The organism is Phaeodactylibacter xiamenensis (genome assembly GCF_965229835.1).
Taxonomy (GTDB): Bacteria; Bacteroidota; Bacteroidia; order Chitinophagales; family Saprospiraceae; genus Phaeodactylibacter; species Phaeodactylibacter xiamenensis.
Genome location: NZ_OZ245931.1, coordinates 6424063 through 6447917, shown reverse-complemented (window position 1 = coordinate 6447917; position 23855 = coordinate 6424063). Strand labels below are relative to the sequence as shown.

Below are 23855 nucleotides of genomic sequence, written 5' to 3'. Positions count from 1 at the left end.
TACATTCAATTGACCGTAACAAACAAAACTCGGGTTACAAAAACCAATTACTCCCGATTTTAAAAGGCAGGCTTTCTACCTAATCGTTTGTTTATCAGTTTTTATTCCCAGAATGGAGTGCGCCCAACGGCCCGGCTACGTGACGTGCCGGATTCTAAATTTACCATTTTCGTTTCATTTCACAAATGCTAGCGCAGACAGCAAAAGGCGAAACTGGCGTAGCTTGGCTTTTGCTGCCTGTGCGGCTTTTCCCATCTCCATTTTCCTCTCGAAGATTTTTACCGGCATGGCATGTAGCCATTGTTGGGTGTCGCCATTATTTGATTTTCATTCAACTTAATTCAATCGACGATTTACAGACCAATTTTTTCAATTCTTAACTTTGATCGAATTCTAATTGACCCTTTTCTTATCCTAGCTTAATATCAAATTCAATTTTCATAATTGAGTCAAAAGCCAAAATCCTATTTCAGTTGATCACGAAAAATACCAAAATCCAGTATTTTCAGAGGTTGAGATACAGCATAATCTTGAAAAGAGATCAGTTCTTCCTCTATTCGCCTTAATTGTCATCTAATTTCTTAAATCCAAGATAGAAAACTCCAACTCCTGAAATCAAGGAAATCCAATTCAATGTTCTCAATCCTTGAAAGATTGGTTCTTGATCGAATAAATAAATTAGACCATGAACCACACCATTTAGGACCAATACTAGTCCAATTATTGAGGTAATTATCCAAAGTACATCAAATAATCTTGCAGTCATTTTTTTAGAATTGTTGTTAAGAAATCTTAATCCTGTTTGTAATTCATTAGGGTTCAATTTGTTCCCTATTTCATCTATTGATTACTCTTTGTTTTTCTGGTGACACCCAACGGCCAGGCTACGTGACGTGCCGGACTCTAAATTTACCATTTTCGTTTCATTTCACAAATGCTAGCGCAGGCAGCAAAAGGCGATCTTGGCGCAGCCTGGCTTTTGCTGCCTGTGCGGGTTTTCCATCTCCATTTTTCTTTCGAAGATTTTTACCGGCATGACATGTAGCCATTGTTGGGCGCTTCCATTTTATTCGTTGTAAACCTAAAAAAGCGACCGTTTTAACGGTTCTGGATACTTTAAAAGGGCCTTTTCTACTGATTTTTCAATCTCATTGAATCGATTCCCTAATTCTGATGATCTCAAATTGATCTTGAAAACTGATCTCAATTTACCGGTTTCAAATTCCTGATCTTGAAGACTAATCTCCCAAATTGATCAAAATTTCTAATCTCCAGTCTTCAATTTGATTCGGCTAAATTCCAGTTTTTCAAGTCGATCTCAATTAAAGTTGACCAATTCAATCTACTGATTTTCAATCTCTAAAATTTCAACTTGATTCTCGACAACCCGATTCAATTTGATCAGATTCTTATTCGGTGAAAGGTTCAAATTTCTTGATCTCCTACCCTACTCAATTCAACGGTTTACCCAAATTCTTGAATTTTCGTATTGAGGCCCTAAACGTAAACTCTCTCCCAAAAACTCAATTTCTTCTTTCGATGACAGGGAGCGGTAATTGTTAAGGATCTCAATTATTCGGGACAACGGATTACCCGATAAAACAACTCTATTTTCCTTTTTTGCCTGCCTAATTGGGCTATACATTCAATTGACCGTAACAAACAAAACTCGGGTTCCAAAAACCAATTATTCCCGATTTTCAAAGGCAGGCTTAATCTCTAATCGTTTGTTTATCAGTTTTTTATTCCCAGAATGGAGTGCGCCCAACGGCCCGGCTACGTGACGTGCCGGATTCTAAATTTACCATTTTCGTTTCATTTCACAAATGCTAGCGCAGACAGCAAAAGGCGAAACTGGCGTAGCTTGGCTTTTGCTGCCTGTGCGGCTTTTCCCATCTCCATTTTCCTCTCGAAGATTTTTACCGGCATGGCATGTAGCCATTGTTGGGTGTCGCCATTATTTGATTTTCATTCAACTTAATTCAATCGACGATTTACAGACCAATTTTTTCAATTCTTAACTTTGATCGAATTCTAATTGACCCTTTTCTTATCCTAGCTTAATATCAAATTCAATTTTCATAATTGAGTCAAAAGCCAAAATCCTATTTCAGTTGATCACGAAAAATACCAAAATCCAGTATTTTCAGAGGTTGAGATACAGCATAATCTTGAAAAGAGATCAGTTCTTCCTCTATTCGCCTTAATTGTCATCTAATTTCTTAAATCCAAGATAGAAAACTCCAACTCCTGAAATCAAGGAAATCCAATTCAATGTTCTCAATCCTTGAAAGATTGGTTCTTGATCGAATAAATAAATTAGACCATGAACCACACCATTTAGGACCAATACTAGTCCAATTATTGAGGTAATTATCCAAAGTACATCAAATAATCTTGCAGTCATTTTTTTAGAATTGTTGTTAAGAAATCTTAATCCTGTTTGTAATTCATTAGGGTTCAATTTGTTCCCTATTTCATCTATTGATTACTCTTTGTTTTTCTGGTGACACCCAACGGCCCGGCTACGTGACGTGCCGGACTCTAAATTTATCATTTTCGTTTCAATTCACAAATGCTAGCGCAGGCAGCAAAAGGCGAATGTGGCGAAGCGTGGCTTTTGCTGCCTGCGCGGGTTTTTCAATCTCTATTTTCCTTTCGAAGATTTTTACCGGCATGGCATGTAGCCATTGTTGGGCGCTTCCATTTTATTCATTGTAAACCTAAAAAAGCGACCGTTTTACCGGTTCTGGATACTTCAAAGGGCCGTTTTTACCGATTTTTCAATCTTTTTGAACCAATTCCCTAATTCTGATGATCTCAAATTGATCTTGAAAACTGATTCCAATTAACCGGTTTTAATTCCCGATCTCGAAGACTAATCTTCCAAATTGATCCAAATTCTTAATCTCCTGTCTTCAATTTGATTCAGCTAAATTTCAGTTTTTCAGGTCGATCTCAAATTCAAGTTGGCCAATTCAATCTACTGATTTTCAATCTCTAAAATTTCAACTTGATTCTCGACAACCCGATTCAATTTGATCAGACTCTTATTCGGTGAAAGGTTCAAATCCTTGACCTTATCCCCTATTCAATTCGATGGTTTACCCAAATTCTTGATTTCCCGTATTGAGGCCCTAAACGCAAAATCTCTCCAAAAAACTCGATTTCCTTTTTCGATGACAGGGAGCGGATATTGTTAAGGATCTCAATTATTCGGGACAACGGATTACCCGATAAAGAAAACTGATTTTCCATTTTTTTGCCTGCCTAATTGGGCTATGCAATCAATTGACCGTAATCAACAAAACTCGGGTTCCAAAAACCAATTATTCCCGATTTTCAAAGGCAGGCTTAATTTCTAATCGTTTGTTTATCAGTTTTTTATTCCCAAAATGGAGTGCGCCCAACGGCCCGGCTAGCCGCAGTACGTAGTGCAGCGGAGTATTGTCGGCTAGCCATTGTTGCAGGCAGTTTCATTATTCAATTGATTCAATTATTTGTTTCAATGCTTCCCCTGGCCCTGGAGCTTTATTTTTTATTACCTTCCCATTTTTACCAATTACAACATGATGTGGTATTGCTGTTACACCAAAAACTTTTTTTGTTGCTAAAGCTTGATTTTCATTGAGCAAATAATGGTCAGCTTCAAAAGCTAGCTCTGATATCATCTTTCTCCATAGGTTTTCCGGTGACTTATAAGCTAAAAATACAAATGCGACCTCGTCTTCTTCAAATTCTGAGATAAAATCTTTGTATTTCCTAAATTCGTCTATACATGGCCCACACCAAGTTGCCCAAAAATCTATAACTATTATTTTCCCACTTTTTAATTTAATTATATCAGGTATCACATTTTCGGCATCTTCTGGGATACCTTCCATCCTTTTTTCTAAAAAATCGTCTTCTTCTACATCACCTGTCACCAATGAATACTTTTCGCCTATTTCCCTTTTAAAGTTCTCATTCTTGCCCGTTATCAAATATCCTTCTATTAATGATTTCTGATATTCAGAATCTAAGGGTGAATCCAATCGCCAATCATGTAATTGGCTGATTAACATTTCTGCTTCATGCCTGTTAAACAGTTCATTTATCTTGCTAAGCCTTAACTCGTATAGTTCATCATACCTTTTCTCTTTTGCTAATCCTCTCATTTCATTTATATATGATAGGTTTCGGATAAGCATGCTAAAATGGTACACAAAACTCCTGTATTCAGTATGATAAACCCGCTTTCCATGCTCGTCTATATACTTTGGGTCATACCGGATCAGTGGATAAATAGAATCTCTTTTCTCTTGTTCCAAGTACAGTGACCTCTTTAATATTTCTTTTGTTACATCCTCTTTATAGCTGTATTCTGCCATTTGGCTTAACCACTCTTCTAAAATTTCGCTATCATACGGCGCTTTTTGGAATAGAGAATCAATCTTTTCTTTCAGTAAGCTTTCTCTATGGTCAGCTAAATCAAATAAAGAAGCAATATCCTCCGTTGATTGAAGCATCTCTTGGTATTCTTCATTCCAAATATATTTTCTTAGAATATTATTGGTTTCAATTGAATACTGCGCAAGTTTATTCGTGGATGTCACCTTATACTTCTGGCTCAACCCTTCTTCAGTTACCTTATCTATCTCAAGGAAAACGGAATCTCCTGGCTTTGCTAGAAACTTTGTCAGTTCGTCCCCATAAAGAATCATGTAATCTTGGATGATATTATTTTTGACCTCAAACTTAAAACCTCCCTCATCGTTCAAATATTCTACTTCTTTTCGACTGTCGACACAGCAAAAGGGCCAATAAATTAACTGGACTGCTAAAGGGTCTACAAAATCATCAAAATTTATTACTTGTCCACTAATAATTATTTGTTCTTCAGTGTTTCCTGGTTGAGACTGAATGGTATTTATTGCTATAAGTTGAATTAAGACAAACACCAAATATTTGATTTTCATAATTTTTACTTTTATTGCCTGCAACGGCCCGGCTACGTGCTGTGCCGGATTCTAAATTTACCATTTTCGTCCCATTTTACAAATGCTAGCGCAGGCAGCAAAAGGCGAAAATGGCGCAGCCTGGCTTTTGCTGCCTGCGCGGGGTTTTCAATCTCCATTTTCCAATCGAAGATTTTTACCGGCATGGCATGTAGCCATTGTTCTGCACCGTTTTTTCAGACAAATTTTATTACTCCTTCATCGCCATCTAAAAAATTCCAAACAATATTTCCCTTCATTCTTTCATTAATGAGTTCAACATCATTAATTAATTCCTTTCGATCTTTAGAATCTTCGGCAAAAAGCTTGTTTACTGTACTTCCACAGACATGTAATAATTCAGAATTGAGTTCATGCTTGAATTCTTTAAGTAATACTCGAATATCATACTTAGTTAATTTGTCTTTACATAGTACATGAATTTCATTGGAGCCAGATTCTATTGTTGGTCGTGAAATCCTGAAGTAATCTTTGATACCGTCTAACTTATAATCAAGATTATGTGAGCCTATTTTATTCCTCAATTTGATAATCTCTAATTCACTAAATTTAGACTTGACCATTTTCTTATTTGGAATCTTGAAAATTTCATAAAGTTGAATTGCACAACCTTTTTGAATATTTACCGCATTTAGAAGTCCAAACAATCTCAGGTATTTTTCGCCAAAATTTCCATTAATCCTTGTTGGACCTTGAAGTCCAAATTCAAAAAATTCTGAAATAGCTAATTCAGTATCTTGTAGTGCCCAATAACAGGCTTGAATGATTTCATGATTCACCCCTTGATCTAGACCAAATTTAGCATTTATCTTTTGAGGATCATCAACATAATTTCTTGAAATTTTTTTGCTATAAATTTTATTGATTAGCAGTGCTAAATTCTCTGTAATAGTATCATTCTTGAAGTCCATAAGATTCATAACTATTCCATATTGAATTTATATTGTTAACATACGTGTTATATGGGTGACTTTTTATTACCTGAAAAGTTCCTTATTGCTTAATGGTGCAGAACGGCCAGGCTACACGCAGTGGGGGATTTTTCCATCAACTCTTTCTGGTCTTGATTCAAATATACAGCGCAGACAGCAAAAAGACGAAATTGGCGAAGCTTGGCTTTTTGATGGCTGTGCGGATTTTGATTCACCTTTTTCATTTCTAGGATTTTACCCCCATTGTGTGTAGCCCTGTGTTGGGTGCAGGGCGGGTTGGCTGTGAGCCCGAGCAATTGCCGCACATAAGAGCCCTTAGGCGAGGATGTGCGCAGTGCCGGGCGGGCGGGATGGCTCCCCCCGGTAGGGCTTGCACCCAACGGCCCGGCTACGTGCCGTGCCGGACTCTAAATTTACCATTTTCGTTCCATTTCACAAATGCTAGCGCAGGCAGCAAAAGGCGATGATGGCGCAGCCTGGCTTTTGCTGCCTGCGCGGGTTATTCCATCTTTATTTTCCTCTCGAAGATTTTTACCGGCATGGCATGTAGCCATTGTTCACAGCATTCGCGTTTTATTCGATTTTACCATAACAAGCGGCCATTTCTCAATTTTCGAAGACGAGATAAGGGGGCTTTTTTCAAGTTTACCCAATTCTCCGATTTCGGACCACCAATTTTCAGGCAAAACTGGTACCCTCATTTATTTTATCGCCCGTAAAAACCAATTTAACCCAATGAAAATCACTCAATTATTCTGCTGCTAAATCTATTCAATGCACCTGCGAACCCTTAAGATTCCATCTTATTCGGGCATGAAACCTTATTTGCTCATTGATTTTCATTTACCGTCTGATTTTCATAAGCCCCCTGGACGCGGACTCCTTTCTTGATACCGTTTTTATTTCCATTCAACGGGGCCGCGGTAACGCTTGATCTAATCTTCAATTCGGGCTATCATGATTCTCCTAAACCAACTATAAAACTGTAGAAATCTCTTTTGCCCCGCCTTAACAGATCAATTCTCCAATGGACTAACCAATTCATCCCCAGTTTCTGAATACTGATAATCAGGCATTTACCTTTTTTAGGCGGGGACAAGTTTTCATTTCAAATTCTTACAGATACTGTTTTCTGTTGCGCGATTGTCTGTGAACGGCCCGGCTACGTGCCGTGCCGGATTCTAAATTTACCATTTTCGTTTCATTTCACAAATGCTAGCGCAGGCAACAAAAGGCGATGATGGCGCAGCCTGGCTTTTGATGCCTGCGCGGGTCTTCCATCTCCATTTTCCTCTCGAAGATTTTTACCGGCATGGCATGTAGCCATTGTTGGGCGCTTCCATTTTATTCGTTGTAAACCTAAAAAAGCGACCGTTTTACCGATTCTGGATACTTCAAAAGGGCCTTTTCTACTGATTTCTCAATCATTTTGAACCGATTCCCTAATTCTGATGATCTCAAATTGATCTTGAAAACTGATTCCAATTAACCGGTTTTGATTCCCGATCTCGAAGACTAATCTCCCAAATTGATCAAAATTTCTAATCTCCAGTCTTCGATTGATTCGGCTAAATTCCAGTTTTGCAAGATAATCCTGATTCAAGTTGACCAATTCAATCTGCTGATTTTCAATCTCTAAAAATTCAACTTGATTCACGACAACCCGATTCAATTTGATCAGATTCTTATTCGGTGAAAGGTTCAAATTTCTTGATCTCCTACCCTACTCAATTCAACGGTTTACCCAAATTCTTGATTTTCCGTATTGAGGCCCTAAACGCAAGCTCTCTCCAAAAAACTCGATTTCTTCTTTCGATGACAGGGAGCGGTAATTGTTAAGGATCTCAATTATTCGGGACAACGGATTACCCGATAAAACAACTCTATTTTCCATTTTTTTGCCTGCCTAATTGGGCTATGCAATCAATTGACCGTAACAAACAAAACTCGGGTTCTAAAACTAATTCTTCTCTATTTTCAAAGGCAGGCTTTATCTCTAATCGTTTGTTTATCAGTTTTTTATTCCCAAAATGGAGTGCGCCCAACGGCCCGGGCTACCCGCAGGCCCGGATTCTTGAAATTAATCTTTTCATTCCATTTCACAAAAATAGCGCAGTCAGCAAAAGGCGAAATTGGCGCCGCCTGGCTTTTGCTGACTGCGCGGACTCTTATTCTCTTTTTTCATTTTCAGGATTTTACCGGGCTTGTCGGGTAGCCAATGTTCACAGCATTCGCGTTTTATCCGATTTTGCCATAACAAGCGGCCATCTCTCTATTTTCGAAGACGAGAAAGGGGGCTTTTTCCAAGTTTATCCAATTATCCGATTTTGATAACCGATTTTCGGGCGAAACAGCTAATCTCATTTGTTTTATCGCCCGTAAAAACCACCTTAACCCAATGAAAATCATCCATTTATTCTCCTGCTAAATCTATTCAATGCACCTGCGAACCCTCAAGATTCAATCTTACTCGGGCATGAAACAGTTATTTGCTCGTTGATTTTCATCTGCCGTTTTGATTTTCATAAGCCCCCTGGACGCGGACTCCTTTCCTGATACCGTTTTCTTTTCCATCGGACGGGGCCGCGGTAACTCTTGATCTAATTTTTCTATTCGGGCTATCCCGATTCTCGTAAACCAACTAATAAACTGTAGAACTTCTCATTTACCCCGCCTTAAAAGACTTTTTCTCCAATGGACTAACCCATTTAAACCCAGTTTCTGAAAATTTCTACTCGGGCATTTTCAAGTTTCAGGCGGGGAGAATCCTTATTTCAAATTCTTACAGATACCTTTTTCTGTTGCGCGATTGTCTGTGAACGGGAACGTGCAGCCGCAGTACGTAGCGCAGCGGAGTATTGCCGGCTGCACTGTGTTAGGCACAGCTGTTTTATTTAAGCTCGTAGTCAATCTTCCTTTTTTCTCTTAACTGCTCTGTTCCATCTTTTTTAACTTCATACATTTCTGTCCAATTGCCCTTATCATCATAGTAATATTTGAATCTTATTATTCTCTTATTAACTATTTGCATATTGCCAGATTGATTTATGGTATCCCTTATCAACCAACCTATTTCTTTAGGTCCAACCACCTTGTTTTTTCTAGATCCAATTTCTTCAGTTTCCTCAAATGAAACAGTCTCTTCAATTGCTGTATTTGTTTCCGGATCATAACAAATTATCCATTCAAGCTTCTTTTGTCCCTCTTTAAAAGTCTCACTTTTTATTGTCACTTCATCTGGATAAGTTACTTTATAATTACCATGGGACTTATTCTTGCCATTTATTGATGTTTCCTTTAAAGAAATAGTTCTTCCTAATTCATCATATTCAAAATTATATTGCAGATAGTAGTTACTTTCTCTATAACTTGAATAGGATTTCGACTTTCTTAACCTCTCTTTTTTATCAAATGTCTCTATAGTATGCATAGTTATATTAGCAGGAATAACTGTTTTTTGTATTTCTTGATTCCTCTTCTTTTCAGTATAAGAATAAGAAAACTCTCGAATGATTTCTTCTCCATCGTATATCTTTTTTGTTTCTATTCTCCCGTTTTTATACCATGTGATTTCTTTCTCGTTCCTCTGCGTTTCTAATTCGTCATATGAAATCTTCTCTATTTTATTCACTTTTTCCAAATTACTACGCAATTTAGGGTACCATTGACAGTTAACTTTTATTGGTAGTAAAAGAAAACTTAAAACTAGTAATAATTGAATTTTGCTCATTTCTTAAATTAGTAATTTCTATTGGCAGTTGTGCCTAACGGCCCGGGCTACACGCAGGCCGGGATTCTTGAAATTAATCTTTTCATCCGATTTCACCAAAATAGCTGCGGTGGGCAAAGGCGAAATTGGCGTAGCCTGGCTTTGCCCGCCGCAGTGGACTCTTTTTTCTAATTTTTCAATGGAGGATTTTACCCGGCTTGTGTGTAGCCAATGTTCACAGCATTCGCGTTTTATTCGATTTTTACAAAACGAGCGGCCATCTCTCTATTTTCGAAGACGAGATAAGGGGGCTTTTTTCAAGTTTACCCAATTCTCAGATTTTGATAACCAATTTCCGGGCCAAACAGCTAACCTCATTTGTTTTATCACCCGTAAAAATCAACTTAACCCAATGAAAATCATCCAATTATTCTCCTGCTAAATCTATTCAATGCACCTGCGGACTCTTGAGCAATTCTCAAATTCGGGCATAAAACCCATATTTGCTCGTTGATTTTCATTTACCGTTTTGATTTTCATAAGCCCCCTGGACGCGGGCTCTTTTCCTGATACCGTTTTCATTTCCATCGGACGGGGCCGCGGTAACTCTTGATCTAATTTTTCAATTCGGGCTATCCCGATTCTCGTAAACCAACTAATAAACTGTAGAAATTTCTATTTACCCCGCCTTAACAGACTTTTTTTCCAATGGACTAACCAGTTTATACCCAGTTTCTGAAAATTTCTACTCGGGCATTTTCAAGTTTTAGGCGGGGAGAATCCTTATTTCAAATTCTTACTGATACCTTTCTACAGTTGCGCGATTGTCTGTGAACGGCCCGGCTACGTGACGTGCCGGACTCTAGATTTACCATTTTCGTCCCATTTCACAAATGCTAGCGCAGGCGGCAAAAGGCGAAACTGGCGCAGCCTGGCTTTTGCTGCCTGTGCGGGTTTTCCATCTCTATTTTCCTCTCGAAGATTTTTACCGGCATGGCATGTAGCCATTGTTGGGCGCTTCCATTTTATTCTTCGTAAACCTAAAAAAAGCGACCGTTTTACCGGTTCTGGATACTTCAAAGGGCCGTTTTTACCGATTTTTCAATCTTTTTGAACCAATTCCTTGATTCTGATGATCTCAAATTGATCTTGAAAACTGATCTCAATTTACCGGTTTCAAATTCCTGATCTTGAAGACTAATCTCCCAAATTGATCAAAATTTCTAATCTCCAGTCTTCGATTGATTCGGCTAACTTTCAGTTTTCTTGATTGATCTCAAATTCAAGTTGACCAATTCAATCTACTGATTTTCAATCTCCAAAATTTCAACTTGATTCTCGACAACCCGATTCAATTTGATCAGATTCTTATCCGGTGAAAGGTTCAAATTTGTTGATCTTATCCCCTATTCAATCCGACGGTTTACTCAAATTCTTGATTTTCCGTATTGAGGCCCTAAACGCAAACTCTCTCCAAAAAACTCGATTTCTTCTTTCGATGACAGGGAGCGGTAATTGTTAAGGATCTCAATTATTCGGGACAACGAATTACCCGATAGAAATACTGATTTTCCATTTTTTTGCCTGCCTAATTGGGTCATACAATCAATTGACCGTAACAAACAAAACTCGGGTTCCAAAAACCAATTATTCCCGATTTTCAAAGGCAGGCTTAATCTCTAATCGTTTGTTTATCAGTTTTTTATTCCCAAAATGGAGTGCGCCCAACGGCCCGGCTACGCGCAGGCTGGGATTCTAAATTTAATCTTTTCGTTTGATTTCACCAATACCAGCGCAGACAGCAAAAGGCGAAACTGGCGCAGCCTGGCTTTTGCTGACTGCAGCGGGCTTTTCTTTCTGATTTTTCAATCGTAGATTTTTACCCAGCTTGTGTGTAGCCATTGTTATGGGTTGCCGCTTTATTCTTTTCACTGATTTTCATAAAAGGGCCCATTTCAAATTCTGGATAAACCAAAAGGCGGCTGTTCAAACCTTTTCTACTGATTTCAATTTCTTGATTTTCAATTGATTAAATTCAGGGTTTTGATTCTTCAATTTGATCGGTCCTTATTTCTAATCAACCAAAAATCGGACGATAATCAACCTATTTCAGGATTCAGATCTCAATCTCCAGAAGATTCAACCTGATTTTTGATCTCTTCAATTTACTGGATTCAATCTCCCAAATTCATCAAAATCAGTTTCAGGTTCTCCAAATCTTGAGTTTTGATCTCTGGTCTTAGGTTTTCAAATTGATTCAATCAACGATTACCTGTTCAAAATTTCCAGATTTCCAAATTCTGTTTTTGGACGAGATTCAAATTCCTGATTTTTATTCAAAAGCCGCCTAAACTCACACTCCCTCTGAAAAAACCAATATCATTTTTCAAGATGGGCCCGGTTAATCTTAAGAATCCAAATTTTTCGTTTTCTGTCCGATTCACCGTAAAAAATGCAATACTCGATAGGACCTTTACCCGCCTTTCAAAATTTCAATTACTCGATTTGGAACTCGAGTTCTCGATTTCTGGACAATTACCCGATTCTGAGTTTTTATTTTCGAGGCGGGACAATTCATATTTTCAATTCCATAGAATGCCAATTCTAATGCGGTACCCCATAACGGCCCGGGCTACACGCAGGCCGGGATTCCTGAAAATAATCTTTTCATTCCATTTCACCAAAATAGCTGCGGTGGGCAAAGGCGAAATTGGCGTAGCCTGGCTTTGCCCGCCGCAGTGGACTCTTTTTTCTAATTTTTCAATGGAGGATTTTACCCGGCTTGTGTGTAGCCAATGTTCACAGCATTCGCGTTTTATCCGATTTTGCCATAACAAGCGGCCATCTCTCTATTTTCGAAGACGAGAAAGGGGGCTTTTTCCAAGTTTATCCAATTATCCGATTTTGATAACCGATTTTCGGGCGAAACAGCTAATCTCATTTGTTTTATCGCCCGTAAAAACCACCTTAACCCAATGAAAATCATCCATTTATTCTCCTGCTAAATCTATTCAATGCACCTGCGAACCCTCAAGATTCAATCTTACTCGGGCATGAAACAGTTATTTGCTCGTTGATTTTCATCTGCCGTTTTGATTTTCATAAGCCCCCTGGACGCGGACTCTTTTCCTGATACCGTTTTCCTTTCCATCGGACGGGGCCGCGGTAACTCTTGATCTAATTTTTCTATTCGGGCTATCCCGATTCTCGTAAACCAACTAACAAACTGTAGAACGTCTCATTTACCCCGCCTTAACAGACTTTTTCTCCAATGGATTAACCAGTTTATACCCAGTTTCTGAAAATTATTACTCGGGCATTTTCCATTTCCAGGCGGGGAGAATCCTTATTTCAAATTCTTACTGATACATTTCATCAGTTGCGCGATTGTCTGTGAACGGGAACGTGCAGCCGCAGTACGTAGCGCAGCGGAGTATTGTCGGCTGCACTGCGTTGGGTGCAGGGCGCGTCGGCTGTGAGCCCGAGCAATTGCCGCACATAAGAGCCCTTAGGCGAGGATGTGCGCAGTGCCGGGCGGGCGGGATGGATCCCCCCGGTAGGGCTTGCACCCAACGGCCCGGGCTACACGCAGGCCGGGATTCCTGAAAATAATCTTTTCATCCCATTTCACCAAAATAGCTGCGGCGGGCAAAGGCGAAATTGGCGTAGCCTGGCTTTGACTGCCGCAGCGGACTCTTTTTTCTAATTTTTCAATGGAGGATTTTACCCGGCTTGTGTGTAGCCACTGTTCACAGCATTCGCGTTTTATCCGATTTTTACAAAACGAGCGGCCATTTCTCTATTTTCGAAGATGAGAAAAGGGGGCTTTTCCGAAGTTTTTCAAATTATCCGATTTTGATAATCGATTTTCAGGCGAAACTGATACCCTCATTTAGTTTATCACCCGCAAGAACCAACTTAACCAATGAAAATCATTCAATTATTCTCCTGCTAAATCTATTCAATGCACCTGCGGACCCTCAAAAATCAATCTTATCCGGGCATGAAACCTTATTTGCTCATTGATTTTCATTTACCGGTTGATTTTCATAAGCCCCTTGGACGGGCACTCCTTTCCTGATACCGTTCTTATTTCCATTCAACGGGGCCGCGGTAACTCTTGATCTAATTTTCAATTCGGGCTATCTCAATTCCCGTAAACCAACTAAAAAACTGTAGATATTCCATTTGCCCCGCCTTAAAAGACTTTTCTCCAATGGACTAACCAGTTTAAACCCAATTTTTGAATATTGATAATCAGGCATTTACTTTTTTTAGGCGGGGACAAGTTTTCATTTCAAATTCTTACAGATACCTTTTTCTGTTGCGCGATTGTCTGTGAACGGGTTGTGCAGCCGCAGTACGCAGCGCAGCGGAGTATTGTCGGCTGCACTGTGTTGTGTGCATTTCTCCATTAAAAATACTCATCTTCCATTAGATAATCATCTTCATGTCCAAATTCCCAGAACAATTCACTTCTAAACTTTCGATCTCTTTTAGCCATATACAAAATCAGATCTTTAAATTTTTTGTTATCACAGTTTTCGATCTCATCCTTTAAAATCGAGAAATTATTATCGGGTTCAGGTTCTTGTAAATGACCTTTACCATCTTTTATCCTGTATAAAACAGCGGGTGTGACGGATTTTTGATGTAATTATTAAGCTGCATACCGCATTCTCTTTTTCCAATATTGCTCGTATCTGCCCGCAGACAGCTTGAGCGCACGGACGATAAGCATATCATCGGCATGCACATTAAGCCACCTCATGCCACTACCTCCCAAACGGGCTTTGATCAGCGTCTTGCACCCTGCCTCTACGGTGCCGGAACCGATAGGCAGCCCTTTTTCCTGCATTTGAAAATAATTCATCCGGTGCTGCTGGTTTTCCAGGTATACAACTTGCTGGCGGGCGATTTCGCGCCGCTTCTGCGTCTTGACACCCGCAGCCGCCTGACGCGCGCGCTCCACAACGAGGGCTGCGCCGCCCGGCTCGTTCAGCAGCGTACTCTTTTGCTGGCTTACCCACTGCGCACGTTTTTTGGAGGGCAGGGGCATTACTGCAGCCAGTTTGTAAAGCCGTTCAGTGACGTGGTAGTAGTCCGTTACCTGGTAGTCGGTTAACCGCTCCAGCTGTGTCCAGTTGTCGGGCGCCCCATCTGCAACCCCCACGTAAACCGGCCGTAGCCCAGCCTCTTCGAACTGTGCCTTAAGCCGCTCAGCCTCTTCTTCCAACAGATGGGTGAAAGCCCCTTTTTTCTCTTGCGCGCCAACCCCCAAGTAAATAGAGTGCAGCAACTTGCCCTCATGCCCGTAAAGGCTGATTACGCCGCACATCGCTTCCCGGTAGCCCGGTTTGCGCTTAGGCTTGCCAGGCAGGCCGTCAAGAAGGTGCACCATCGCACCGTCCCGGCTTATGCTCACTGAGCTGACCCCGCAAAGGCTTACCTCTTCCGGCATGGCGTAAGACCAGCGGCTTTCTACTTCTTTAGCGTGGCGGCTGATGCGCAGGCTCACATCACGCACAAGGTCTTTGCTCACTTCGACTTCATGGTGCTCCTTAAACCGGGCTGACACTTTCCTGGCTGAGCCCTCACAATAGTCGCTAGCCAGCAGCTTGGCCAGCCGTGGCGTCGATTTGCCTACTATGCCTGCCGTGCTGTCAGCTGGTACGTAGCTCACGCCGCCACAAACAGGCTGGTAGACGTGGCGCTTGACGCAGACTTTGCCGTAAGGTGTGGACATTAACTTTTTTTTCGCCCCTTGCTCGAAAGGCGCTGCCCTTTGTGGGTGATGGCAGTACCATCCGTATCGAAACGCTCGGCGGCAGCGCGCGTGGCGAGTTTGCCTGCTTCGTTTAGGGCTAGCTGTATCGCTTCTTCCTGGCTCAGCATGCTGCCGTTAAGCTCCATATCAACCTCTATCGTGACCTTACCCCCATCTTGCTTTACTATTCGTGCGCTCATACCTTCTTTTTGCTTTAAGATACGTATCTTTCTGTACATCAAAAATCCGTCACACCCAAAACAGCTACTTTATGTTTACAATATTCTCCCCAATCATAAGGACAGGTACAAGAATGATCCAATATCTCTTTATCTGTATCCAATTTTATGAAGATCGAGTAAGTATCAGTCCCAATTATTAATGCTGAAAATTCACCCTCTTCCATTTGTTCAAAAGATCGGATATGCTCTTGTTCGTAATAATCGAATCCTCTAGCAATGATTTTGGGTTCAATCAGCTTTTCAAAATTATTGATATTCATACTTCCTAATTGATCTGAATATTAAGTGTCCTGCCCAATCCAGCTTCTACGATTTTTTTCAAGGTCATTAATTCAATGTCTGACTTATTATTCTCTATTCTTGATATGTAATGTTTGCTAGTCCCGCTTTTCTTGGCTAGTTCTTCTTGGGTTAATCCAATTTCTTTACGTGCATGTTTTATCATCATTCCGACAACGATATTTCTCTCATCGTCCGAGACACTATTTTTGTATAAAACAATCGGGTCTAAATCATATGGGTAAAAAACATCATTCCCATTGATATCTTTCCCATAGGTTCCGATATTTTCCCAACCAATAGAGTTATTGATTATCTTGATCTGTTTAAACTTTTCCACATCATTCAATAGTTCAAATCCCGTCTTACCCTCCTTAAGTTTAAAAACTTCTCTGAATAATTTCTCGAAATCTATAATTCTAGACTCTCCATTATTAAATAACAAAGAGGCTTTGTAACCACTAATATTATTGATCTTCAAAATTTTTGGAACACTTCTTAAGCCTTTCATAATCATTAAGAATTTGGATTAAACTGATTCCACTTACCCCATAAAAAGTCTTTATGGTCTCCTGCCCATTTTAGCACTTTCTTTCGTTGCTTATTTGGTAGTCTCCCAGCATAAGTTTCTAAAGTTTCAATCAAAAAGACTTCTTCATATTCAGAATAATTAGCATGAAAATGGGGTGGGATATGATCATCATAATAGATCATTATCTTAATGGAATCAATTATGTGGATTGTTGGCATTTGAATAGTTTCTATTGCCAAAGATAAGATTTGTTTACTAAATAGTCAACTTTTAATTGCACACAACGGCCAGGCTACACGCAGTGGGGGATTTTTCCATCAACCCTTTCTGGTCTTGATTCAAATATACAGCGCAGACAGCAAAAAGACGAAATTGGCGAAGCTTGGCTTTTTGCTGACTGTGCGGATTTCTTACCCACACTTTTCATTTCTAAGACTTTACCCCCATTGTGTGTAGCCCTGTGTTGGGTGCAGGGCGGGTTGGCTGTGAGCCCGAGCAATTGCCGCACATAAGAGCCCCCAAGGGCGAGGATGTGCGCAGTGCCGGGCGGGCGGGATGGCTCCCCCCGGTAGGGCTTGCACCCAACGGGAACGTGCAGCCGCAGTACGTAGCGCAGCGGAGTATTGCCGGCTGCACTGTGTTCACAGCATTCGCGTTTTATTCGATATTCCCATAATAAGCGGCCATTTCTCTGTTTCAGGGACGAGAAAGGGGCTTTTCCCAAATTCATCCAATTTATTCGTTGAGGACAAACCAATTTTCGGGCGTAACAGCTAACCTCATTTGTTTTATCGCCCGTAAAAATCAACTTAACCCAATGAAAATCATCCAATTATTCTCCTGCTAAATCTATTCAATGCACCTGCGGACTCTTGAGCAAATCTCAAATTCGGGCATAAAACCCATATTTGCTCGTTGATTTTCATTTGCCGTTTTGATTTTCATAAGCCCCCTGGACGCGGGCTCTTTTCCTGATACCGTTTTCATTTCCATCGGACGGGGCCGCGGTAACTCTTGATCTAATTTTTCAATTCGGGCTATCCCGATTCTCGTAAACCAACTAACAAACTGTAGAACTTTCCTTTTACCCCGCCTTATCAGACTTTTTCTCCAATGGACTAACCAATTTAAGCCCAGTTTCTGAAAATTATTACTCGGGCATTTTCTATTTCCAGGCGGGGAGAATCCTTATTTCAAATTCTTACTGATACCTTTCATCAGTTGCGCGATTGTCTGTGAACGGCCCGGCTACGTGACGTGCCGGACTCTAAATTTACCATTTTCGTCTCAATTCACAAATGCTAGCGCAGGCAGCAAAAGACGAAACTGGCGCAGCCTGGCTTTTGCTGCCTGCGCGGGTTTTCCATCTCAATTTTCTTCTCGAAGATTTTTACCGGCATGGCATGTAGCCATTGTTGGGCGCTTCCATTTTATTCTTCGTAAACCTATGAAAGCGACCGTTTTAACGATTTTGTATACTTCAAAAGGGCCGTTTTTTCCGATTTTTCAATCTTTTTGAACCGATTTTCAATTCTGATCATCTCAAATTGATCTTGAAAACTGATCTCAATTTACCGGTTTCAAATTCCTGATCTTGAAGACTAATCTCCCAAATTGATCAAAATTTCTAATCTCCAGTCTTCGATTGATTCGGCTAAATTCCAGTTTTTCAAGATAATCCTGATTCAAGTTGACCAATTCAATCTGCTGATTTTCAATCTCTAAAATTTCAACTTGATTCTCGACAACCCGATTCAATTTGATCAGATTCTTATTCGGTGAAAGGTTCAAATTTCTTGATCTCCTACCCTACTCAATTCAACGGTTTACCCCAATTCTTGATTTTCCATATTGAGGCCCTAAACGCAAACTCTCTCCAAAAAACTCAATTTCTTCTTTCGATGACAGGGAGCGGATATTGTTAAGGATCTCAATTATTCGGGACAACGGATTACCCGATAGAAATACTGATTTTCCATTTTTTGCCTGCCTAATTGGGCTATACAATCAATTGACCATAGCAAACAAAACTCGGGTTACAAAAAACAATTATTCCCAATTTTCAAAGGCAGGCTTAACCTCTAATCGTTTGTTTATCAGATTCTTATTCCCAAAATGGAGTGCGCCCAACGGCCCGGCTACGCGCAGGCTGGGATTCTAAATTTACTCTTTTCGTTTGATTTCACCAATACTAGCGCAGGCAGCAAAAGACGATGATGGCGCAGCCTGGCTTTTGCTGACTGCAGCGGGCTTTTCATTCTGATTTTTCAATCGTAGATTTTTACCCAGCTTGAGTGTAGCCATTGTTGGGCGCTTCCATTTTATTCTTCGTAAACCTATTAAAGCGACCGGTTTACCGATTCTGGATACTTCAAAAGGGCCATTTTTACTGATTTTTCAATCTCATTGAACCGATTCCCTAATTCTGATGATCTCAAATTGATCTTGAAAACTGATTCCAATTAACCGGTTTTGATTCCCGATCTCGAAGACTAATCTTCCAAATTGATCCAAATTCTTAATCTCCTGTCTTCAATTTGATTCAGCTAAATTTCCGTTTTTCAGGTCGATCTCAAATTCAAGTTGGCCAATTCAATCTACTGATTTTCAATCTCCAAAATTTCAACTTGATTCACGATAGCCCGATTCAATTTGATCAGATTCTTATCCGGTGAAAGGTTCAAATTTCTTGTCCTCCTACCCTATTCAATTCAACGGTTTACCCAATTCTTGATTTTCCATATTGAGGCCCTAAACGCAAACTCTCTCCAAAAAACTCAATTTCTTCTTTCGATGACAGGGAGCGGATATTGTTAAGGATCTCAATTATTCGGGACAACGGATTACCCGATAGAAATACTGATTTTCCATTTTTTGCCTGCCTAATTGGGCTATACAATCAATTGACCGTAGCAAACAAAACTCGGGTTACAAAAAACAATTATTCCCAATTTTCAAAGGCAGGCTTAACCTCTAATCGTTTGTTTATCAGATTCTTATTCCCAAAATGGAGTGCGCCCAACGGCCCGGCTACGTGACGTGCCGGACTCTAAATTTACCATTTCCGTCTCAATTCACAAATGCTAGCGCAGGCAGCAAAAGACCAAATTGGCGAAGCCTGGCTTTTGCTGCCTGCGCGGATTTTCCATCTCCATTTTCCTCTCGAAGATTTTTACCGGCATGGCATGTAGCCATTGTTATAGCCTGGCATTTTTTCTTTATTTAGTCTTCTAAATCAATTGAATATAAGGTTTTATTAGCCGTTCGAATATACATAGTGTTGTTATATAATTGAGGTTCTTCTGGAAGACCGCCAGTTTTTTGTAGTTGCCGTTCCCAAATTATTTTACCATCTTTTGAATTCATTATTCCAATTCTTGATGGCGTTATATATTCCCATCCCTTATCAGCAACAAACAAAATTTTGTCTTTATTGGCAGTATTTTTCATAAATCTATACTGCTGGTTTTTTGGTTCGTTATAATAGTCTTTTAAAACATTCACAGTTTCGTTTTTTACATCAACTTCCATTAATCTTTGATTATTTAACCATATAAGTTTATTGCCCAATATTGAAGGATGACAATAATCATCGTAGAATATTGAAGAAGGAATTGGGGCGGTTTCTTTCAAATTGATCAAATGAGATAAAAGTCCAGTTTCAACATTGATTGATATTAACATTGAGTTTGTTAATTGTATAACAAGATCATTAATGATTATACCGATGAACTTTGTTACTCTGTATTCTTTTTCATTTCCTGTAATGTCGGTATATGTGCCAAGTATATCTTTGATTGATTGACTCCAGATTGTATTTCCTGAATTGACAGAGTATGCAATAATATGTTTTTCGTGTTCGGAGATAAGAAAGTCTTGATGTCGGTAGAATGTAAGCGTCCGAGCAAAGGCGTCTTGACTGCCGGTTTTCATGAATCTACCTTTGGGCAAAACCTAAAGATATGAATCCAGTCAAACGCGTACAAAAGTGGCAGGCTCTGCTGGCCGAGCAGTCTGCTTCCGGGTTAAGCAAGAAGGCATTTTGTGAACGAGAAGGTATCAATGCAGCTACTTTTTATTATTGGCAGCGCCGTCTGTCGGAACACGTTCCAGATGAAGGGGCCGGCTTCTTGCGCATCCGTCCCCGGGCCGCACACGAACCCCGGGCGGCACATGAAGTAGTAGTGTGCCTGGCCGATCAAGAGCTGCGCCTGCGCAGCGGTTCGCCAGCGACCCTGGCGCAAATCATCCAACATCTATGCCATGCTTAGTTTTTCTTCTCGACAGCGGTATTTCCTCTACGGCGGGGCCACAGATATGCGCAAGGGCTTTTCGGGGCTGAGCGGCCTGGTGCGGGCGCATATGGACCAGGAATTAATGAGCGGTGATGTATTCATTTTCGTGAACCGCCGCCGCGACCGTATTAAGCTGCTGATGTGGGATATAACAGGCTTTGCCCTGTATTACAAACAGCTGGAGCGGGGGACTTTTGAGTTGCCCCTGGCGGCCCGTGAGGGGACGGCCGAGCTAAGCTGGCCGGAGCTGGTGCTAGTGCTGGAAGGCATCGAATTAAAGTCCATAAAAAGGCGCAAAAGATACCGCCACGGTGCCTGATTTTGCTACCTTTTTCGTATCTTTTCACCAATGAAAGCAACCGTTTCCATAGCAGAACACGAGGCCGTTTTGGCCGAAAATGCGCAACTCAAATTCCGTTTGGAGAAGTTGGAGCGTATGCTGTTTGGGCGTAAGAGCGAACGCTTTGTAGCGGATGCTCCACCGGCCGGACAGCTCAATATGTTCGCTGCCGGCCAAGAGGCCGAAGCGGAGGGGGCGGAGATGGCCCCCTTGCGGGAAAAGATCAGCTACGAGCGCAATAAGCCGGTGGCAAAAAAGAAGCATCCCGGGCGCACACCGCTGCCGGAGCATTTCCCGGTAGAAGAAAAGGCCCTGGAACCGGAAGAAGATACTACGGGCATGGTGCGTGTTGGCGAGCACATCACCGAGTATGTGGAATATACACCGGCGGAGCTGAAGGTCATCCGGTTGATCCGCCCCAAATACGCCAAGCCCAATACGCGGGTGGATGAAAACACCGAGTTTGTTTGTGCACCGCTGCCTAGCCGCCCCATTGAAAAGAGTATTGCCTCGGCTAGTCTGCTAGCTCACATTATTATCAATAAATATATTGATCATTTGCCTTTTTACCGGCAGATCCAGCGTTTTAAGCGCAATCATGACTGGGCGGTCCACAAATCAACCATCAATAGCTGGTTTGTAGCCGTTTGCACCCTACTCAAGCCGCTATACGAAGTCCATCGCCAGCAGATATTGGAACAGGCCTATCTGCAAGCCGACGAATCAAAAATAAAGGTCTTGACCAAAATCCTCAAAGACAAGAACGGTAATCGTATCAAAGTAGATACCCGTAAAAAGGGCAGCAAACAGATGCTGGGCTGGATGTGGGCAATACGTAGCCCACAGACCGGGCAGGTGCTGTTTGTCTATGAAGATAATCGTGGCCAGAAGGCCGCCAATACTGTATTGAGCGGCTTCCAGGGCGGCTTTTTACAGACCGACGGACTGGGCTCCTACAACCAGATCGCTGCACGTGCCGATGTAGAACGCCTGGGCTGCTGGGCACATGTGCGGCGTAAGTTCTTCGAAGCACAGGGCAATGATAAAAAACGAGCCCAGCATGCTCTGGGACTGATCCAGCAGATCTATGGCCACGAACGCAAAACCGCAGAATATACCCCCGAAAAACGTAAGGCCTATCGGGAAGAGCATCTACTGCCTTTGTTCCAGGAGTTTAAAGACTGGCTGGATGAGCAATGCGTCTATGTCACCCCCAAAAGTGCAATGGGGCAGGCCTTCACCTATGCCCAAAACCAATGGCCCACTTTAGTAACCCTATTCCAGGACGGCCGCCTACTCATCGATAATAACCATATCGAAAACAAAATCCGGCCTCTGGCCTTGGGCAGAAAGAACTATCTCTTTGCCGGGTCCCACGAAGCCGCTCAGCGGGCCGCCATGATCTACAGCTTCATGGCCAGCTGTAAGGAACATCAGATCAATCCTTACCAATGGCTTAAAGACACCCTCGATCGTATCCCTGATACCAAGCTCTCCGAACTCAACACCCTAATACCCAGCCCCCAGTGGAAACCGATGGAGCAAAACACGTAGTTGCTCGGACGCTTACGGTAGAATTGAAATATTCGGTGATCTAATAAATCTTTGAAATCATTTGTGATAGGATTATATAATTTAGTTTTTTTATCATAACTAACAATTAGTTTATCCTCACTGATTACTTTCTGAACAAAGATATTAGGATAGTATTTCTGTTCAGTTTGAACTATATATGAATTGCCATAAAAATCTGGTACATAGAGATACGGAGTTTCATACCTTATTTCTTGAAGTTTTTCTTTACTTTTTAGGATGCATTTGTGTTCTCCATTTTCAAGCTTTAGAAGTTGGCATTCACTACTCCAATAGACTTCATTATTTACAATTGTAAAGCCTTTTACTTTTTCAGCTATTCTGTGAATTTTCATTTTCGTTTATTGCTTGGCTATAACGGCCCGGCTACGCGCAGGCTGGGATTCTAAATTTACTCTTTTCGTCCGATTTCACCAATACTAGCGCAGGCAGCAAAAGACGAAACTGGCGCAGCCTGGCTTTTGCTGCCTGCAGCGGGCTTTTCATTCTGATTTTTCAATCGTAGATTTTTACCCAGCTTGTGTGTAGCCATTGTTATGGGTTGCCGCTTTATTCTTTTCACCGATTCAAAAAAAGGGCCCATTTCAAATTCTGGATAAACCAAAAGGCGGCTATTCAATTTTTTCAACTGATTTTAACTCCTTGATTTTCAGTTGATTCAATTTCAGGATTCTGATTCTTCAATTTGATCAGTTCTTATCTCTAATCAACCAAAAATCTCACGATAATCAACCTGATTCAGGATTCAGGTCTCAATTCCCAGAAGATTCAACCTGATTTTTGATTCCTGATTTTACTCAATTCGATTTCTCAGATTTATCAAAATCAGATTCAGGTTTTCAAATCTTGAGTTTTTGATCTCTGATCTTAGGTTTTCAAATTGATCAAACCAACGTTTTTCAGTTCAAAATTTCCAGATTCCAGATTTCTAAATTCTGTTTTTGGACGAGATTCAAATTCCTGATTTCTATTTCAAAAGCCGCCTAAACTCAAACTCCTTCTGAAAAAACCAATCTCATTTTTCAAGATGGGCCCGGTTAATCTTAAGAATCTAAATTTTTCGTTTTCTGTCCGATTCACCGTAAAAAATACAATACTCGACAGGACCTTTACCCGCCTTTCAAAATTTCAATTACCCGATTGGGAATCAAGTCTTGATTTATGGACAA

18 protein-coding genes are annotated in these 23855 nt (G+C 40.9%); 5 read left to right on the top strand and 13 right to left on the bottom strand.

The annotated features are described in order from the left end of the window. Positions 1–3479: 3479 nt before the first annotated feature. From ACO08I_RS24700 to ACO08I_RS24690, 3 genes are all read right to left on the bottom strand, one after another. Entirely contained in the window at positions 3480–4958 is a 1479-nt protein-coding gene (locus ACO08I_RS24700; RefSeq protein ID WP_421947428.1) for a TlpA family protein disulfide reductase, read from the bottom strand. A gap of 215 nt (positions 4959–5173) precedes the next feature. After that, a complete protein-coding gene (locus tag ACO08I_RS24695; RefSeq protein WP_421947427.1) occupies positions 5174–5908 on the bottom strand; it encodes a hypothetical protein in 735 nt (244 codons plus the stop codon). Positions 5909–5997: 89 nt separating this feature from the next. Continuing rightward, a complete protein-coding gene (locus tag ACO08I_RS24690) occupies positions 5998–6153 on the bottom strand; it encodes a hypothetical protein (protein WP_421947426.1) in 156 nt (51 codons plus the stop codon). A gap of 214 nt (positions 6154–6367) precedes the next feature. Between ACO08I_RS24690 and ACO08I_RS24685 the strand changes: the two genes are divergently transcribed. Beyond that, a complete protein-coding gene (locus tag ACO08I_RS24685; protein ID WP_421947425.1) occupies positions 6368–6694 on the top strand; it encodes a hypothetical protein in 327 nt (108 codons plus the stop codon). Between the two features lie 1152 nt (positions 6695–7846). Continuing rightward, positions 7847–8260: a hypothetical protein gene (locus ACO08I_RS24680; protein ID WP_421947424.1), complete on the top strand. Its 414-nt coding sequence runs from the start codon at positions 7847–7849 to the stop codon at positions 8258–8260. A gap of 559 nt (positions 8261–8819) precedes the next feature. On the opposite strand, the gene ACO08I_RS24675 is transcribed toward ACO08I_RS24680, so the two are convergent. The 9 genes from ACO08I_RS24675 to ACO08I_RS24635 form a co-directional block, all read right to left on the bottom strand. Next, the gene (locus ACO08I_RS24675; RefSeq protein ID WP_421947423.1) at positions 8820–9569 is read right to left on the bottom strand and encodes a hypothetical protein; all 750 of its coding nucleotides are present in this window, start codon (positions 9567–9569) and stop codon (positions 8820–8822) included. A gap of 1830 nt (positions 9570–11399) precedes the next feature. Continuing rightward, positions 11400–11540 carry a hypothetical protein gene (locus ACO08I_RS24670; protein WP_421947422.1) on the bottom strand — a complete coding sequence of 47 codons (141 nt, stop codon included), beginning with the start codon at positions 11538–11540 and terminating at the stop codon, positions 11400–11402. 2758 nt (positions 11541–14298) lie between these two features. Further along, positions 14299–15384 carry a hypothetical protein gene (locus tag ACO08I_RS24665; RefSeq protein WP_421947395.1) on the bottom strand — a complete coding sequence of 362 codons (1086 nt, stop codon included), beginning with the start codon at positions 15382–15384 and terminating at the stop codon, positions 14299–14301. Continuing rightward, entirely contained in the window at positions 15384–15605 is a 222-nt protein-coding gene (locus tag ACO08I_RS24660) for a hypothetical protein (RefSeq protein WP_350177394.1), read from the bottom strand. The genes ACO08I_RS24665 and ACO08I_RS24660 overlap by 1 nt, the downstream gene beginning before the upstream one ends. A gap of 38 nt (positions 15606–15643) precedes the next feature. Then, positions 15644–15907 (bottom strand): SWIM zinc finger family protein, encoded by a 264-nt coding sequence (locus ACO08I_RS24655; RefSeq protein ID WP_421947421.1) that lies wholly within the window; start codon positions 15905–15907, stop codon positions 15644–15646. 5 nt (positions 15908–15912) lie between these two features. Next, positions 15913–16437: a helix-turn-helix domain-containing protein gene (locus tag ACO08I_RS24650; RefSeq protein ID WP_421947420.1), complete on the bottom strand. Its 525-nt coding sequence runs from the start codon at positions 16435–16437 to the stop codon at positions 15913–15915. A 5-nt stretch (positions 16438–16442) separates the two neighbouring features. Further along, positions 16443–16697: a DUF4160 domain-containing protein gene (locus tag ACO08I_RS24645; protein WP_238578360.1), complete on the bottom strand. Its 255-nt coding sequence runs from the start codon at positions 16695–16697 to the stop codon at positions 16443–16445. 1924 nt (positions 16698–18621) lie between these two features. Further along, positions 18622–18762: a hypothetical protein gene (locus ACO08I_RS24640; protein ID WP_421947419.1), complete on the bottom strand. Its 141-nt coding sequence runs from the start codon at positions 18760–18762 to the stop codon at positions 18622–18624. A gap of 918 nt (positions 18763–19680) precedes the next feature. Continuing rightward, entirely contained in the window at positions 19681–20391 is a 711-nt protein-coding gene (locus ACO08I_RS24635) for a hypothetical protein (RefSeq protein ID WP_421947418.1), read from the bottom strand. Positions 20392–20420: 29 nt separating this feature from the next. Here ACO08I_RS24635 and tnpA point away from each other — a divergent pair, with 29 nt between their 5' ends. The 3 genes from tnpA to tnpC are packed head-to-tail and all read left to right on the top strand — an operon-like array spanning position 20421 to position 22647. Beyond that, positions 20421–20729, top strand: coding sequence for an IS66 family insertion sequence element accessory protein TnpA (tnpA, locus tag ACO08I_RS24630; protein ID WP_421947417.1), 309 nt, complete (start codon positions 20421–20423; stop codon positions 20727–20729). Next, positions 20722–21072 carry an IS66 family insertion sequence element accessory protein TnpB gene (tnpB, locus tag ACO08I_RS24625; RefSeq protein WP_421947416.1) on the top strand — a complete coding sequence of 117 codons (351 nt, stop codon included), beginning with the start codon at positions 20722–20724 and terminating at the stop codon, positions 21070–21072. Before tnpA ends, tnpB begins: the two co-directional genes overlap by 8 nt. A gap of 30 nt (positions 21073–21102) precedes the next feature. Then, positions 21103–22647, top strand: a complete 1545-nt coding sequence (gene tnpC, locus ACO08I_RS24620; RefSeq protein ID WP_421947415.1) for an IS66 family transposase — start codon at positions 21103–21105, stop codon at positions 22645–22647. Between the two features lie 430 nt (positions 22648–23077). Here tnpC and ACO08I_RS24615 read toward each other — a convergent pair whose 3' ends face one another. After that, the gene (locus ACO08I_RS24615) at positions 23078–23314 is read right to left on the bottom strand and encodes a hypothetical protein (protein WP_421947414.1); all 237 of its coding nucleotides are present in this window, start codon (positions 23312–23314) and stop codon (positions 23078–23080) included. Between the last annotated feature and the right edge of the window lie 541 nt (positions 23315–23855).

Bases quoted from the DNA above. Each gene is read 5' to 3' on its own strand.
- ACO08I_RS24700 (WP_421947428.1), bottom strand. From the start codon at position 4,958: ATGAAAATCAAATATTTGGTGTTTGTCTTAATTCAACTTATAGCAATA.
- ACO08I_RS24695 (WP_421947427.1), bottom strand. From the start codon at position 5,908: ATGGACTTCAAGAATGATACTATTACAGAGAATTTAGCACTGCTAATC.
- ACO08I_RS24690 (WP_421947426.1), bottom strand. From the start codon at position 6,153: ATGAAAAAGGTGAATCAAAATCCGCACAGCCATCAAAAAGCCAAGCTT.
- ACO08I_RS24685 (WP_421947425.1), top strand. From the start codon at position 6,368: ATGCTAGCGCAGGCAGCAAAAGGCGATGATGGCGCAGCCTGGCTTTTG.
- ACO08I_RS24680 (WP_421947424.1), top strand. From the start codon at position 7,847: ATGCAATCAATTGACCGTAACAAACAAAACTCGGGTTCTAAAACTAAT.
- ACO08I_RS24670 (WP_421947422.1), bottom strand. From the start codon at position 11,540: ATGGCTACACACAAGCTGGGTAAAAATCTACGATTGAAAAATCAGAAA.
- ACO08I_RS24665 (WP_421947395.1), bottom strand. From the start codon at position 15,384: ATGTCCACACCTTACGGCAAAGTCTGCGTCAAGCGCCACGTCTACCAG.
- ACO08I_RS24660 (WP_350177394.1), bottom strand. From the start codon at position 15,605: ATGAGCGCACGAATAGTAAAGCAAGATGGGGGTAAGGTCACGATAGAG.
- ACO08I_RS24655 (WP_421947421.1), bottom strand. From the start codon at position 15,907: ATGAATATCAATAATTTTGAAAAGCTGATTGAACCCAAAATCATTGCT.
- ACO08I_RS24650 (WP_421947420.1), bottom strand. From the start codon at position 16,437: ATGAAAGGCTTAAGAAGTGTTCCAAAAATTTTGAAGATCAATAATATT.
- ACO08I_RS24640 (WP_421947419.1), bottom strand. From the start codon at position 18,762: ATGGCTACACTCAAGCTGGGTAAAAATCTACGATTGAAAAATCAGAAT.
- ACO08I_RS24635 (WP_421947418.1), bottom strand. From the start codon at position 20,391: ATGAAAACCGGCAGTCAAGACGCCTTTGCTCGGACGCTTACATTCTAC.
- tnpA (WP_421947417.1), top strand. From the start codon at position 20,421: ATGAATCCAGTCAAACGCGTACAAAAGTGGCAGGCTCTGCTGGCCGAG.
- tnpB (WP_421947416.1), top strand. From the start codon at position 20,722: ATGCTTAGTTTTTCTTCTCGACAGCGGTATTTCCTCTACGGCGGGGCC.
- tnpC (WP_421947415.1), top strand. From the start codon at position 21,103: ATGAAAGCAACCGTTTCCATAGCAGAACACGAGGCCGTTTTGGCCGAA.